The sequence below is a fragment of the Mycobacterium sp. NGS64 genome (assembly GCF_059812245.1).
Window position 1 is genome coordinate 13,622 of the sequence record NZ_JCALCI010000008.1, and the last position, 14,381, is coordinate 28,002.

The following is a 14,381-nucleotide window of genomic DNA, read 5'->3' on the forward strand; positions in this document are numbered from 1 at the left end:
CGACGCTCGGTGCGTGCCGGGCCGTTGGCCGGCGGGTGATTAGCCGGTCGCGACCGGCTCCGGAGCCGCGTCAACCGGCAGAACCGGCACCACACCGCGTCCGGTGACGAATTGATAGGCCTTGTGGGCCGCCAGCGCGCCCAGCACCCCGAACACCGGCGCGGCGGCCATCGTCCCCCAGTGGTGCGCCAGGATCAGGAAACCGAAGCCCGAGGACGCCGCAAGCATCACGAGCCGCGTCGGCGTCCAGTGGATCGGCTGCCGGAACCGGGCGGACACCAGCACGCCCAGCACGACGGCCGCGGTGTGGCCCGCGTCGGTGAAATCGCCGCCGATGATCGCCGAGGCCAGGCCCGCCGCGACCCACCAACCGACCCACGCCGCGCGCCACCGCGCGGGGATCACCGCCGTCATCGCTCCAAGCACCGCCAGGGCGCCGTAGCTCATCCCGACATCGCTGGCCCGGGTGATCGACACCGGCATCCAGCCGAACTCGACCGCCGCGGCGAGGGCGGCGGCCACCAGCAGGGTGGCGCCGATGTGGCCGACCAGGAACGCCACCACCAGCCGGATGGTGCGCAGGTGCAGCTCGGCGAGCGCGAGCAGGCAGGTCAGGAACGGCAACCAGAAGTACAGCGGTCCGGCGTCGACGACCAGCGCGCTGCCCAACAGAGTCCCCACGTGGCCGTGGGCCAGGTTGTGCAGGTTGGTGCTGGCCCGCTGGACGAGCACGTCATGCGCGTGCGGGCCGAGCGCGATCAGCGCGCAGCTGATGGCAAGCAGCGCCGCCACATACCCAACGGTGAACCGAACCCGGGCAAGCCGGGAGAAGATGCCCCCAATCATTGCCATCCATTATGTGGACTAATTTGTTTCGGAAGTGTGATCAAAGGCTGTTAACTCCCTAAGAGTCTTGAGGCGATATATCCCCAGGTCAGCGGGGACGCCAGCGGGTTTACCCGCGAATACGGGCTTACGTGCACGCTTGGCGACGATGCCCAACGCGTCCAGCTCGGTTTGCGGTATCTGGTCCAACGTCGAGCTCGACACCATGATTCCACCTTTGGTGGCGCGTTCCATAACGCGTGCGGCGACGTTCACATCGACGCCGAGCCAGTCCGCGGCCATTCGCTGCGGCCGGCCGGTGTGGATCCCGACCCGCATCCGCGGCGTGTAACCCGCCACCTCAACCGATTTCAGCGCCTCGTTCGCGGCCAGCGATGCCCGCAAGGCGACCGTCGGATCGCGGAACACGGCCATGAGCCCGTCACCCATGCGCTTGACGATGTGACCCCCGGCGTCGAGCAACGGCGGCTCGACCGCCCGTGCCACTCGTCGCAGCAGGGTGAGGGCCGCCTCGTCGCCCGCTTGCAGCGACCATGTCGAGAAGCCGACGAGGTCGGTGAAGACCAGCGTGACCTCCGGATTCGCCGGTCGTCGGGAAACGGTCTCGGTCAGCGCCTGCCACACCTGCAACACACCGAGGCTGAGCTCGCGCGACGCCGCGTCCCGATCCCCCAGCAAACGGTCGGCGGCGCGGGCCGCGGCCCGCGGACCGCCCTCGCCCGCGGTGGACAACGGGTCGCCGAATTCCGGATCTCCCGGCAACAGCCGTCGCGCTCGGCGCAGAAACGACACCACGCCGGGGCTGTGATTCGTGGAGTGCAGCCAGCGCGCAGGAGACCGCCGCTCCGAAGCCGGGGGCGCCGTCGCCACCGCTTCGCGGTCAGTCTTCAGATCGGTCTCCGAGGCCTCGCCCGGGTCCGGATCGCGCGGCGCGAGTTCCACTTGGCCAGGTTAGGTGCTGTCAGGAGAAGCGGGCAATGACAGCCGCCACGTCTGTGTCACACCTCGCAACAGACGCCCTCGCCAAACGCCGGGACGCCGGTTACAGACCGACCAGGCTCGCGATTCCGCCCAGCACGTAGGGAACGAAGCCATTCGTGCTTCCAATGGGAAGGTTGTTCACGCCGAGAACCCGGTAAGTAGTCCCCCCGGCCGTGACGTCAAATGTTGGCCACGATGCCGTTATCGGCTGCGGGGAGGCAAAAACCCCATTGAAGGGAATGCTGAGCGTGCCGACCGGCCCACCAAAGGCCGTGGTATCGATCGGGATGTTGACCGTCGTGGAACCGATCGTAATGGCGGTCAGATAGTTGCCGGGAGCGCTAACGAGCGTCAATGCCGCTCCCGGAAAGTTCCCCGATTGCAAATCGCCGATAAGTGTATTGACACTGTTCATCAGCGAGGCGTTGCCGGAGACGCCGGGACCCGCGGTAGCGCTGAGAAGCGAAAGCAGCTGAGGCGCGTTGAAGCTCCCGCCCGTGACTTGGAATTCCGTCCCCGGACCGGAGGGGCCCGGCAAGACGTTTCCGGCCACCGTCACGTTCGCGGTACCGATCAGCGCGTTGGTCGCGTTAGCGAATCCCGAGAACGGGCCGTTCTGACCGATCGGGGGCAGGCTGCCGCCAAACGAGACCGATACGGCGCCAAGGGGAGTGCTGATGTTAGTAAGGGCGCCCGATACGGTCTGGACCGGGGCGGTCACCACGCTCGCCAACGTTTGCTGGACATTCACGGCCTCGGCGCCGACGTACTGACCGGCCCCGGCGGTTAATGCGCCCACGAAGTTGTCGTGATAGGCCGCTGCCTGCGCCCCGAGGGCCTGGAATTCGTCGCCGGCCCTACCGAATAACGAGGTGATCGCCGCCGAGACCTCGTCGGCGCCCGGCGCCGCGATCGCGGTCGTCTGGGCCATCGCCTCGGCCTGGGCCGAGCGCAGCGAAGATCCGATATTCGCCAGATTTGCGCTTGCCGCAGTAATTAGGTCCGGCACGACACTTACGAATGACATAGCACCCTTTCGCCGAATAGCTCGCGCGCGGAACGCCAGCCGCGCGGTGGAGTAATAGTAACTGCGAAGGCCCTTTTTCACAGAGGGCCGAAAGTCCTTCTCGACATCAATTCGCCGAAGCCGCGGCAAAATTGACCCGGTCGAATTGCCGTAGCGACAGAAGTTCGCACGATGCGCTCGCGCCGACCCCATCATCACGCGTTCGCACACGTTCGGTAGCACTTGCGCCACGCGGCCGCGAAATCGTAGACAACGTGCGTTGTCAAAGTTATCGTGAGCGCAGTTAGGCGCAGGAGGCCGAGATGACTGCCATACCAACGACATCCGCCGATCCGCTCGGACCCGATTCGCTTACCTGGAAGTATTTCGGCGACCTCCGCACCGGCATGATGGGCGTCTGGATCGGCGCGATCCAGAACATGTACCCGGAGCTGGGGGCGGGCGTCGAAGAGCATTCCATTCTGCTGCGCGAGCCGCTGCAGCGAGTGGCGCGTTCGGTGTATCCGATCATGGGCGTGGTCTACGACGGCGACCGCGCGGCCGAGACCGGCCAGCAGATCAAGGCCTATCACCGCACCATCAAGGGTGTCGACGGCACCGGGCGCCGTTACCACGCGCTCAACCCCGACACGTTCTACTGGGCGCATGCCACGTTCTTCATGCTGATCATCAAGGTGGCCGAGTACTTCTGCGGGGGCCTGACCGAGGCCGAGAAGCGTCAGCTGTTCGACGAGCACGTGCGGTGGTACCGCATGTATGGCATGAGCATGCGGCCGGTACCCCGGTCGTGGGAGGAGTTCCAGGAGTACTGGGACCGGGTGTGTCGCGAAGAGCTGGAAATCAACCAGGCGACGCTGGACATCTTCAAGATCCGGATTCCCAAACCCAAGTTCGTGCCGATGCCCACGCCCATCTGGGATCAACTGTTCAGGCCGCTGGTGGCCGGCCAGCGCTGGATCGCGGCGGGCCTGTTCGAGCCGGCGGTTCGCGAGAAGGCGGGCATGCACTGGACCCCGGGCGACGAGGTGCTGCTGCGCGTGTTCGGCAAGCTCGTCGAGCTCGCCTTTCTGGCCGTGCCCGACGAGATCCGGCTGCACCCGCGCGCGCTGGCCGCCTACCGCCGCGCCGAAGGGCGGCTACCCAGCGACGCGCCGTTGGTGGAGGCGCCGTCGTTCGTGGCACCCCCGCGCGACCGCCGCGGGCTGCCGATGCACTACTTTCCGCCGCGTTCCCGCTTCGCTCCGCGTACCCCCCTGGACCCCGCCAAGTTCCTGATGGAGCGCGCCGGATCGTTGGTGCACGGCACGCTCTCGCTGACCGGCCTGCGGCCCGCCCGGGGCCGCAGGCCCAGGGCCGCGTGAGCGCGCCCGGGTCGAAGCTGTAAACCGAAGAGGTCGACCGCCACGCCAAGGGGCGTCGTTGATTTCACACCTTGGGACGGCCGAGGTGCGCCGCGAACTGCCGGTTAGACGGCGGTGCTCATGATGCCGGCGAACAGGCCCCCGAACTCGGTTCCGCTCAACGGGAAGGAGGTCACCGTCCCGTCAGTCGAGGTGAGGCTGAACGTGACGGGTTCAAGTGGGGCTAACAGCCCTCCAAAGGGGATGCTCACCGACCCAGTCGAGTATCCCGAACCCGAAGGCGCCGGCTGGGTGAACGTCACGGTTTGCTCGCCGTAGAGGAAGCCGTTGCCCACGTTTGCGGGAGCAGTGACGAGCGCGGTAATGGCCGCCACCGGGTTCCCCGTCTGCACCGCACCGACGAATGCCGCACCACTCGCGTTGAGTGCGGCTACCCCGTTGATCGGCGCACCTAAGGCATCAATGGCCAGCGCGAGCGGTGCGCCCACCTCGAGGGATCCTGAGGTAATGGTGACTCCCAGAAGCGATTCGTTCCCGTACAGCGTCAGCACCACCGGACCGAGCGGGGTGAGTGTATTGATGATAGGAATGGCGATCTGTGGATCGAGCAAACCGGTGAGCAGGCTCGTGCCGCTGGATTCCAGGGCGCTGGCCAGAGCGCCCAAGCCGCCGCCATCGGCCAACGCCTCGACGGGTCCGGTCACCGCGTTCAGCAAAGTCTGCTGGGCATTCGCGACCTCGGTGCCGACATACATGGCGGGGGCGCTGGTTAATGCGCCCAAAAACTGGTCATAAAATGCCTGGGATTCAGCGCTGAGCGCCTGGAATTCCTGTCCAACGTCGCCGAATAGGCGCGCGATCGCAATCGACAGCTCGTCCTGAGCCGCGGGCGCGATCGCGGTCGTGGGGCCAGCTGCCGTCGCGCCGGCCGAGCTCAGCACGGAGCCGATACCCTCCAACTCCCCGGCCGCGGCGGAGACGAAATCCGGTACCACGCTTACAAACGACATAGTCGGTCCCCCTTGGACTCGCGACTGCAATCACGAAATCGAGCAGTGAGTGTACTGGCGGGCGATCCTTCGCTGGTGCACAGCAATGCGGTGCCGAGGCCGGCGCTGGCCTCACCTTCAGTGAACGTGCGACTAGGTACCCGCTGGTGCTCCTCGACAAACCGGCTGAGCCGGAAACTCCATCACAACTGCGCCGGCCGCGTGGGCTCAGCGGAAGCGGCCGAGCGCCTGAGCGCTCTGGTACAGGCAGATGGCCGCCGCGGCGGCCACGTTGAGGCTTTCGGCGCCGCCGGCCATCGGGATGCGTACGCGGCGGTCCGCCGCCGCCGCGAGCTCGGCCGACAAGCCGTGTGATTCGGCTCCGAACAGCCAGGCCGTCGGCGCGGCGAGGTCCGCCTCGTCGAGCCGGGTCTCGCCGTCCACCGTCGTGGCCAGCACCTGCAACCCGGCGGCGCGCATCGCGGCGACCGCGCCGACGGCGTCGGGCGCGGAGACAACCGGGATCGAGAAGATGCTGCCGGCCGACGCGCGCAGGCACTTGCCGTTGTACGGGTCAACGCTGTGCCCGCCGAGCACCACCGCCCCCGCGCCCATCGCGTCGGCGATGCGAATCAGGGTGCCCGCGTTGCCCGGCTCACCGATCTCGATGGGAACGGCAACCAGCCGCGGCGACTCCGTCAGCACGTCCTCGATGGAACTCACCGGCATGTCGCAAACCGCCACCAGCCCCGTCGGGGTGACCGTGTCGGACAGCGCCTTTGCGGCGCGCTCCGTGACCAGGTGGACCGGGCACTGCTGCGAGGCGAGCAGCGCCGCGTGCCGCTGCGACGCGAATTCGGTGACGAACACGTCGCGGACCAGCCCGCGTGCGGCCGCGGCCCCGACCAGGTTCGGCCCCTCGGCGAGGAACCGGCCCGCCCGGCGACGCCCGACATGCCGATGCAATTTGACCGCCGCGGCCACCCTGGCCGAGCGTTCGGTGAGCGGTGCCGGCATCGCCGGCAGTTAGGCGGCCTCTCCGGAATCCGAGGGGGCGTTGACGTCTTCGGGCAGCGCCGCCCGGGCGACGTCGACCAGCGCGGTGAACGCCGCCGGATCGGTGATCGCGATGTCGGCAAGGTTCTTGCGGTCCACCTCGACGCCGGCGGCCTTCAGGCCCTGGATCAGGCGGTTGTAGGTGATGTCGTTGGCGCGTGCAGCCGCGTTGATCCGCGAGATCCACAACTTGCGGAACTCGCCCTTACGCGCACGACGGTCGCGGTAGGCGTAGTTCAGCGAATGCAGTTGCTGCTCTTTGGCTTTGCGATAGAGCCGGGACCGCTGGCCGCGATAGCCCTTCGAGGCCTTTAAGACGCTGCGCCTCTTCTTCTGGGCGTTGACCGCCCGCTTCACGCGTGCCATGGATGTTCCTACTCTCGTTCTGGCAGTAAATGGTTCTAATGGTCGGGTGCCGGCTGTCTAGCCGTTCAGGAGCTTGTTGACGCGCTTGGTGTCGTTGGCCGACACCGTGGTGCGGCCGTCCAGCCGCCGGGTCCGGGTCGACGGCTTGTGCTCCAGCAGGTGCCGGCGGTTGGCTTTCTGGCGCAGGATCTTGCCGGTGCCGGTGCGCCGGAACCGCTTCGACGACCCGCTGTGGGTCTTGGCCTTGGGCATGTTTCCTCTACTTTCAGTACTTTTCAGCACCTTCGGTACTGGCTGGTACTCGGTCGTGTCAGGTCAGTTGGGCGACGGGGTGGCGTCGGCTCCCGCATCGGTGTCGGGTGCCGCGCCTCCCCCCGGTGCTTCTGGGTGGCGCGCCCGCGCGCGGGTCTTGGCGCCGCGGTGCGGTGCCAGCACCATCGTCATATTGCGGCCGTCCTGCTTGGCGGACGTTTCGACGAATCCGTAGTCGGCGACGTCCGCGCCCAGGCGCTGCAGCAGTCGGTAGCCCAGCTCGGGCCGCGACTGCTCACGTCCGCGAAACATGATGGTGACCTTGACCTTCGATCCCGCCTCCAGGAAGCGGATTACGTGGCCCTTCTTGGTCTCGTAATCGTGATCGTCGATTTTCGGTCGCAGCTTTTGCTCTTTGACGACGGTCTGCTGCTGGTTCCGGCGGGATTCGCGCGCCTTTTGCGCCGCCTCGTATTTGAACTTGCCGTAATCCATGATCTTGCAGACCGGAGGTCTGGCGTTCGGGGCAACTTCGACGAGGTCGAGATCGGCGTCCGCGGCGACGCGCAGTGCGTCCTCGATGCGCACTATGCCTACCTGCTCTCCCCCGGGTCCGATCAATCGAACTTCAGGTACGCGGATGCGCTCGTTGACGCGGGTCTCAGTGCTGATGGGGCCTCCCTTGTTGGGCTTCTTTTCCTTATGGCGGCCGCAGCGGTAGAACACCACACCATCAGCAAAAAGGCCCTGCACAAGCAGGGCCCAATGCCGACCGATCGCCGCTGGAACTGCTCCAGCCGCCCGCGCAGCACGCGGAACAGGCATTCACGATGCCTGTGACCGGACCGCTGAACCTTGAGAAAACTCGTGGCCAACGGTGGGAGTGGGACTCCACTTACTGTCCCCGGCGTTCACCGGGATGGTCGCAGTCGATAGTTTAGCAGCCATGACGCGTCTTCCTGCACGTCTGCGGCCGGACGGGCGTCCGGCACGCGTCGCATCCCGACCAATTGCTGCCCGCCTCCCCTGGCGCTTCGCCAGGATTTTCACGGCTTGACGGCATATCCTCGCGGTCTGTGACCCTCGCTACGTCCCGCTTCGGCCCGCGTTCGGGCAGCCAGCCGAGCTCCCGGTATCGCTGGGTGCCGGCGGCCGCGGGCTGGACCGTCGGCGTCATCGCCACGGTGTCACTGATCGCGAGCGTGTCGCCGCTGATCCGGTGGCTGATCAAGGTCCCGCGCGAGTTCATCAACGACTACCTGTTCAACTTCCCCGACACCAGCATCGCGTGGTCGTTCGTGCTGGCCCTGCTGGCGGCCGCCCTGACGGCGCGCAAACGCATCGCCTGGGTGTTGCTGCTCGGCAACATGGTCCTGGCCGCCGCTTTGAACGCCGCCGACATCGCCGCGGGCGACAACACCGCGGCCGAGTCGTTCGGGGAGAACCTCGGCTTCGCCGTGCACATCGTCGCGATCGTGCTGTTGGTCCTGTCCTATCGGCAGTTCTGGGCCAAGGTGCGCAAGGCCGCGCTGTTCAAGGCGGCCGCGGTCCTGGTCACCGGGCTCGTGATCGGAATCCTGGCGTCCTGGGGCCTGGTCGAGATGTGGCCGGGCACCCTGGCGCCCGATTCGCGCTTCTGGTACGTCGTCAACCGGGTGGTGGGGTTCTCCATCGTCGATCCCGACGCGTTCACCGGCCGCCCGCACGTTCTGCTCAACGCGATTTTCGGATTGTTCGGAGCGCTCGCGCTGATCGCGGCGACGATCGTGCTGTTCCAGTCCCAGCGCGCCGACAACGCGCTGACGGGCGAGGACGAGTCCGCGATCCGCGGCCTGCTCGAGCTCTACGGCAAACAGGACTCCCTCGGATATTTCGCCACCCGCCGCGACAAGTCGGTGGTGTTCGCCCCGAGCGGTCGCGCGGCCATCACCTACCGGGTCGAGATCGGGGTCTGTTTGGCCAGCGGCGACCCGATCGGTGACCCGAGGGCGTGGCCGCAGGCGATCGACGCGTGGTTGGGGTTGTGCCAGACCTACGGCTGGGCGCCGGGTGTGATGGGCGCCAGTTCGCAAGGGGCCCAGGCCTTCCGGGAGGCCGGGCTCAACGCCCTCGAGCTGGGCGACGAGGCGATCCTGCGGACGTCCGACTACAAGCTGTCCGGCCCCGACATGCGCGGGGTGCGCCAGGCGGTGACCCGGGCGCGCAGGGCCGGGCTGACGGTACGCATCCGGCGACACCGCGACATCTCCGCCGACGAGATGGCCGAAACGATCTCGCGCGCCGACGCCTGGCGCGACACCCAAACCGAGCGCGGCTTTTCGATGGCGCTGGGCCGGCTCGGCGATCCGGCCGACGGCGACTGCCTGCTGGTGGAAGCCATCGACCGCGAGGGCCGCGTGGTCGCGATGCTGTCGCTGGTCCCGTGGGGAAGCACCGGCGTCTCGCTGGACCTCATGCGGCGTTCCCCGCAATCGCCCAACGGCACCATCGAGCTCATGGTCAGCGAGCTCGCGCTGAACGCCGAAGCCCTTGGCATCATCCGCATTTCGCTGAACTTCGCAATGTTCCGCTCGGCATTCGAACAGGGCGCGCAGCTCGGCGCCGGTCCGGTCGCCCGGTTGTGGCGCGGGTTCCTGTTGTTCTTCTCGCGATGGTGGCAGCTCGAGACGCTGTACCGCTCGAACATGAAGTACCAGCCCGAGTGGGTTCCCCGGTACGCGTGTTACGAAGACGCGCGGCTGATCCCGCGGGTCGGCGTCGCCTCGGTGATCGCGGAGGGTTTCCTGGTCCTGCCGTTCAGTCGGCGCGAGAAGGTGCACACCGGGCATCATCCCGCGGTGCCGGCCAGGCTGGCGGAGTCCGGGCTGCTGCACCACGACGGGTCGACGCCCGACGTGAGCGATCTGCAGGGCCGGGTGAAGGCTGCCGAGGCCGAGGAGTCGAGGTTGCGCCTGCCCGAGCAGGTACGGGTGCGCTTGGCCAAGCTGAAGATATTGCAGCGCAACGGCGTTGACGCCTACCCGGTGGGGTGCCCGCCCAGCCACTCGATCGCCGCCGCGTTGGACGCCGACGATCAGGAAGACGTGTCGGTGGCCGGCCGCATCCTGAGGATCCGCGACTACGGCGGAGTGCTGTTCGCCCAGGTGCGTGACTGGTCGGGCGAAATGCAAGTGCTGCTGGACAATTCGCATCTCGGACGCGGCCGTACCGCCGATTTCACCGCGGCCATCGATCTCGGTGATCTGGTCGAGATGACCGGGCACATGGGCTTTTCAAAAAAGGGAACCCGCTCGCTGATCGTGCGCGACTGGCGGATGATCGGTAAGTGCCTGCGCCCGTTGCCGAATAAGTGGAAGGGGCTGACCGATCCCGAGGCGCGGGTGCGGACCCGCTACGTCGACCTGGCGGTCAACCCGGAGTCGCGCGAGCTGATCAGGGCCCGCAGCGAGGTGTTGCGCTCGGTTCGGGAAACCCTATTCGCCAAGGGGTTCATCGAGGTCGAGACGCCGATCCTGCAGCAGATCCACGGCGGGGCCACCGCCCGGCCGTTCGTCACCCACATCAACACCTACGACATGGACCTGTTCCTGCGCATCGCGCCGGAGCTGTATCTGAAGCGGCTGTGCGTCGGCGGCGTGGAGCGGGTGTTCGAGCTGGGCCGGGCGTTCCGCAACGAGGGCGTCGACTTCAGCCACAACCCGGAGTTCACGCTGCTGGAGGCCTACCAGGCGCACGCGGATTACAAGGTGTGGATCGACGGCTGCCGGGAGCTGATCCAGAACGCCGCGCAGGCCGCCAACGGCGAGCAGACCGTGCTGCGTCCCCGCGCGGGGAGCGACGGCCGCCTCGAACCCGTCGACATCTCCGGCACGTGGGCGGTGAAGACCGTGTACGACGCCGTATCGGAGGCGCTGGGCGAGCACATCGATCCCGACACCTCACTGGCCGCCCTGCGCAGGATGTCCGACGCCCTGCACATTCCGTATCGGGCGCATTGGGATTCCGGCGCGGTGGTGCTGGAGCTCTACGAGCACCTTGTGGAGGGCAAGACCGAGCAACCGACGTTCTACATCGACTTCCCCAGCTCCGTGTCGCCGCTGACCCGGCCGCACCGCAGTCAGCGCGGCGTTGCCGAGCGGTGGGACCTGGTGGCGTGGGGCGTCGAGCTGGGGACCGCCTACAGCGAGCTGACCGACCCGGTGGAGCAGCGGCGCCGCCTGCAGGAGCAGTCGCTGTTGGCCGCCGGCGGGGATCCCGAAGCGATGGAGCTCGACGAGGACTTCCTGCAAGCCATGGAGTACGCGATGCCACCCACCGGCGGACTCGGTATGGGCATCGATCGGCTCGTCATGCTCATAACCGGCCGCAGCATCCGCGAAACCCTGCCGTTCCCGCTGGCCAAGCCGCATTAGCCCGGCCCGCCACTGCCAGCGGACGCACAGGGAACATCCGGTCAAAATGTTCCGGGAGTGTTAACGATGGCTCACACTGATGCACGTGACCGCCCCGACGCCCCTCGCCACGGCGCAGCTGGCCGGTAATTTCACCTCCCTGATGCACGGGTGGATACCCGCGACGATCCAGATCGGCACCGCCGTCGTCCTGGCGGTGGCCGTGGGCTGGCGGTCGCGGCGATGGCGGGCGGTGTGGCTGCCACTGGCCGGCGCCGCCGGGGGCGCCGCGGCCTACCTGACGCACTGGTACGTCGTCGACCGCGGCCTGTCCGACGAACCGGCACCGTCGGCGCTGTGGGTCTGGGTCGCGTTGGCCGGCGTGGCCGCGGCGGTGCTGGTGGTGGGCTGGCGCAGCGCGCCGCCGTGGCGGCGCGGCGTGACGCTGCTCGCCGTGCCGTCGTGCTTGCTCTGCGCGGCGCTGGTGCTCAACGCGTGGGTCGGCTACTTTCCGACCGTGCAGGCGGCATGGAGCCAACTCACCGCCGGTCCCCTGCCCGATCAAACGGACCCGGCCACCCTCAGCGCGCTGGCCGCCAAGCGGACCCGCCCACCGCACGGCAGCGTGGTGCCGGTGGTGATCCCTTCGGACGCATCGCATTTCAAGCACCGCGGGGAACTCGTGTACCTGCCGCCGGAGTGGTTTACCAGCAGCCCGCCGCCGGCCCTGCCGACGGTGATGATGATCGGCGGACAGTTCAACACCCCCGCGGATTGGACGCGGGCGGGCAGCGCGGTCAGGACGATCGACGACTTCGCGGCCGCTCATGACGGCAAGGCGCCGGTGTTGGTGTTCGTCGACGCCGGAGGGGCCTTCAACAACGACACCGAATGCGTGAACGGCGTGCGCGGCAGCGCCGCCGATCATCTGACCAAAGACGTTGTCCCCTACATGGTTTCGAAGTTCGGCGTGAGCGGCGACCGATCCAACTGGGGCATCACCGGCTGGTCGATGGGCGGGACGTGCGCCGTTGATCTGGCCGTGATGCACCCCGAGATGTTCAGCGCGTTCGTCGACATCGCGGGTGATTTCTTCCCGAATGCCGGCAACAGGTCCCAGACCATCGCCCGGCTGTTCGGCGGAAATGCCGAAGCCTGGGCCGCTTTCGACCCGGCCACCGTGATCACCCGGCACGGCAGCTACCGCGACCTGGCCGGCTGGTTCGCGATCTCGTCGGACGGCCCGCCGGCGCCGCGCCAGGACGTGGCCGTAACCGACTCCGGCGCAATGCGTCTCGCCGCGGCCAACCCGGGTAACCAGACCGCGGCCGCGTACTCGCTGTGCGCACTCGGCCGCGCCAACGGCATAGATTGCGCAGTCGTGCCCCAGCCGGGCAGGCACGACTGGCCGTTCGCCGGCCGCGCCTTCGCCGCCGCGCTGCCGTGGCTGGCCGGCCGGCTGGGCACCCGGGAGACGCCACGCACGGCCCTGCCCCCCGCTTCCCCGCCCCCGGCGTTACCCACCCCGGTAGTGGTTCCGGCTCAGCGTTCCGCTACCGCAGGTGTTCGTTGAAGAACGTGACGATCCGCCGCCAGGCGTCCTCCGATTCGGGTTCGGAATAAGCCATCCCGGCCAGCCCGGCAATTATGCGGATCGACCCGGGAACACGGTGGTCGTTCATGAAGCTGTGGCCGACGTTGGGGTATTCCTTGATGTCACGCGGTACGTCACCCTCCGCCAATACGGCCTCGAGCCTGGCCGCGGTGCCGCGCCGCACGATGGGGTCGTTGGCGCCGAAGCTCGCGACCACCGGGCACGACTCGCGCAGCGCTTCGACGTCGTCAGGCAGCAGCCCGTAGTTCGGCGCTGCCGCGTCGAACACGGCGCGGGGGGCCAGCTGCATAACGAACCCGGCGCCGATGCAAAACCCGACGAGCCCGACCTTGCCGGAGCACCGTTCGTCGCCGACGAGGTGATCGCGAGCTGCAACCAGGTCGTCGTGGGCGGCGCCGCGGCCGGTCACATGGGCACGGATGGTGCTCAGCATGCACCTGATCTTTGGCCCGCGGCCGTAGAGGACCGGAGCCAGCGCCAGATAGCCGCTGTGGGCCAAGCGATCCGAGATCTGCCGCAAGTTCGCGGTCATGCCGAGTACGTCCTGAACGACTACCACACCGGGCCATGGCCCCGGGCCCTCGGGGACCGCGAGATAGCCGGGCAAGTGGCCGTCGGCGACCGAATAAGTGATATCACCCATGGCTCGGTGTTCCCCAAATACGGTGTCGACCGTGCACCGCTCCCGCGGCGCGCATAGCCGTGACGATACGAAGATATGGTAATCCGATACCGCCATATCGTGGCACGGTGCCGGTGTATTGTCCGGCCGTGGAACCTCCCCGGCTGTTTCCCTACGACCCGCCGCCTGCGCCCGAGCCGTCCGCGAAGGAGCGGATTCGCGACGCCGCGCTGAGCTGCTTTGCCGTTCGCGGTATCGCCGCCACACCGCTGCGCGCGGTCGCCGAGACCGCGGAGGTTTCGATTGGGCTGGTGCAGCACCACTTCCACACCAAGGCCGCGTTAACCGCTGCCGTCGACCAGTACGTGCTGCAGGTGGTCGGTGAGGCATTGGAACCCACAGCGCCGCCCGAGCCGCCGTCCGACGTGCTCGAGGAAGCCGGCAGCCGGCTGACGGCGCTGATGGTCCAACGTCCCGACGTCATGACCTACCTGGGGCGCGCGCTCGCCGAGGGCGGCGCATTGGGTTCGGTGATCTTTACCGGGCTGGCGGCGATCAGCGCAGGCCAGGGTGACCACTTCCGGCGACAGGACATCCTCCGACCCGACCTCGATCCCGATTGGGGGGTGCTCAACCCGCTCATCCTGCGGATCGGCGCAATCATGCTGCACCCGTACATCGAGCTCTACCTCGGCGAGTCGTTCTTCACCGAGCCGCAGCTGCGACGCTGGGATGCCGCCGTTACCAGCCTGATACGGCGGGGCCAATTCGCCGAGGAAACGGAGACCCCGGGCAACGACGTCATCGCTTGGTGAGCGGCGGTCCAGCGCGGTGGTGAGGCGCCCGCGGTCGCCGGTCAAGTGCTATACACGAAA

13 protein-coding genes are annotated in these 14,381 nt (G+C 67.6%); 4 read left to right on the top strand and 9 right to left on the bottom strand.

The window, feature by feature from the left end; genetic code table 11:
• Positions 1 to 39 precede the first annotated feature (39 nt).
• From AC5Y4S_RS25070 to AC5Y4S_RS25080, 3 genes are all read right to left on the bottom strand, one after another.
• A complete protein-coding gene (locus tag AC5Y4S_RS25070) occupies positions 40 to 846 on the bottom strand; it encodes a rhomboid-like protein (protein WP_500035288.1) in 807 nt (268 codons plus the stop codon).
• Between the two features lie 18 nt (positions 847 to 864).
• Positions 865 to 1,788: an adenylate/guanylate cyclase domain-containing protein gene (locus AC5Y4S_RS25075; RefSeq protein WP_500035289.1), complete on the bottom strand. Its 924-nt coding sequence runs from the start codon at positions 1,786 to 1,788 to the stop codon at positions 865 to 867.
• 100 nt (positions 1,789 to 1,888) lie between these two features.
• A complete protein-coding gene (locus AC5Y4S_RS25080) occupies positions 1,889 to 2,836 on the bottom strand; it encodes a PE family protein (RefSeq protein ID WP_500035290.1) in 948 nt (315 codons plus the stop codon).
• 320 nt (positions 2,837 to 3,156) lie between these two features.
• Between AC5Y4S_RS25080 and AC5Y4S_RS25085 the strand changes: the two genes are divergently transcribed.
• Positions 3,157 to 4,215: an oxygenase MpaB family protein gene (locus AC5Y4S_RS25085; RefSeq protein WP_500035291.1), complete on the top strand. Its 1,059-nt coding sequence runs from the start codon at positions 3,157 to 3,159 to the stop codon at positions 4,213 to 4,215.
• Between the two features lie 104 nt (positions 4,216 to 4,319).
• Here AC5Y4S_RS25085 and AC5Y4S_RS25090 read toward each other — a convergent pair whose 3' ends face one another.
• The 5 genes from AC5Y4S_RS25090 to infC form a co-directional block, all read right to left on the bottom strand.
• On the bottom strand, positions 4,320 to 5,225 hold the full coding sequence (locus AC5Y4S_RS25090; RefSeq protein ID WP_500035292.1) for a PE family protein: 906 nt from the start codon (positions 5,223 to 5,225) through the stop codon (positions 4,320 to 4,322).
• A 207-nt stretch (positions 5,226 to 5,432) separates the two neighbouring features.
• Positions 5,433 to 6,221 (bottom strand): TrmH family RNA methyltransferase, encoded by a 789-nt coding sequence (locus AC5Y4S_RS25095; protein ID WP_500035293.1) that lies wholly within the window; start codon positions 6,219 to 6,221, stop codon positions 5,433 to 5,435.
• 9 nt (positions 6,222 to 6,230) lie between these two features.
• Positions 6,231 to 6,626 (bottom strand): 50S ribosomal protein L20, encoded by a 396-nt coding sequence (rplT, locus tag AC5Y4S_RS25100; RefSeq protein WP_068111278.1) that lies wholly within the window; start codon positions 6,624 to 6,626, stop codon positions 6,231 to 6,233.
• 57 nt (positions 6,627 to 6,683) lie between these two features.
• Entirely contained in the window at positions 6,684 to 6,878 is a 195-nt protein-coding gene (gene rpmI / locus AC5Y4S_RS25105) for a 50S ribosomal protein L35 (RefSeq protein WP_067012098.1), read from the bottom strand.
• 63 nt (positions 6,879 to 6,941) lie between these two features.
• Positions 6,942 to 7,550: a translation initiation factor IF-3 gene (infC, locus tag AC5Y4S_RS25110; RefSeq protein WP_081665070.1), complete on the bottom strand. Its 609-nt coding sequence runs from the start codon at positions 7,548 to 7,550 to the stop codon at positions 6,942 to 6,944.
• 404 nt (positions 7,551 to 7,954) lie between these two features.
• Between infC and lysX the strand changes: the two genes are divergently transcribed.
• On the top strand, positions 7,955 to 11,290 hold the full coding sequence (lysX, locus tag AC5Y4S_RS25115) for a bifunctional lysylphosphatidylglycerol synthetase/lysine--tRNA ligase LysX (protein ID WP_500035294.1): 3,336 nt from the start codon (positions 7,955 to 7,957) through the stop codon (positions 11,288 to 11,290).
• A 79-nt stretch (positions 11,291 to 11,369) separates the two neighbouring features.
• The gene (locus AC5Y4S_RS25120; protein WP_500035295.1) at positions 11,370 to 12,842 is read left to right on the top strand and encodes an alpha/beta hydrolase; all 1,473 of its coding nucleotides are present in this window, start codon (positions 11,370 to 11,372) and stop codon (positions 12,840 to 12,842) included.
• On the opposite strand, the gene AC5Y4S_RS25125 is transcribed toward AC5Y4S_RS25120, so the two are convergent.
• Entirely contained in the window at positions 12,823 to 13,527 is a 705-nt protein-coding gene (locus AC5Y4S_RS25125; RefSeq protein ID WP_500035296.1) for a dienelactone hydrolase family protein, read from the bottom strand. The two genes, AC5Y4S_RS25120 and AC5Y4S_RS25125, sit on opposite strands and share 20 nt — an antisense overlap.
• Before the next feature lie 128 nt (positions 13,528 to 13,655).
• Here AC5Y4S_RS25125 and AC5Y4S_RS25130 point away from each other — a divergent pair, with 128 nt between their 5' ends.
• On the top strand, positions 13,656 to 14,321 hold the full coding sequence (locus AC5Y4S_RS25130; protein ID WP_500035297.1) for a TetR/AcrR family transcriptional regulator: 666 nt from the start codon (positions 13,656 to 13,658) through the stop codon (positions 14,319 to 14,321).
• Positions 14,322 to 14,381: the final 60 nt, after the last annotated feature.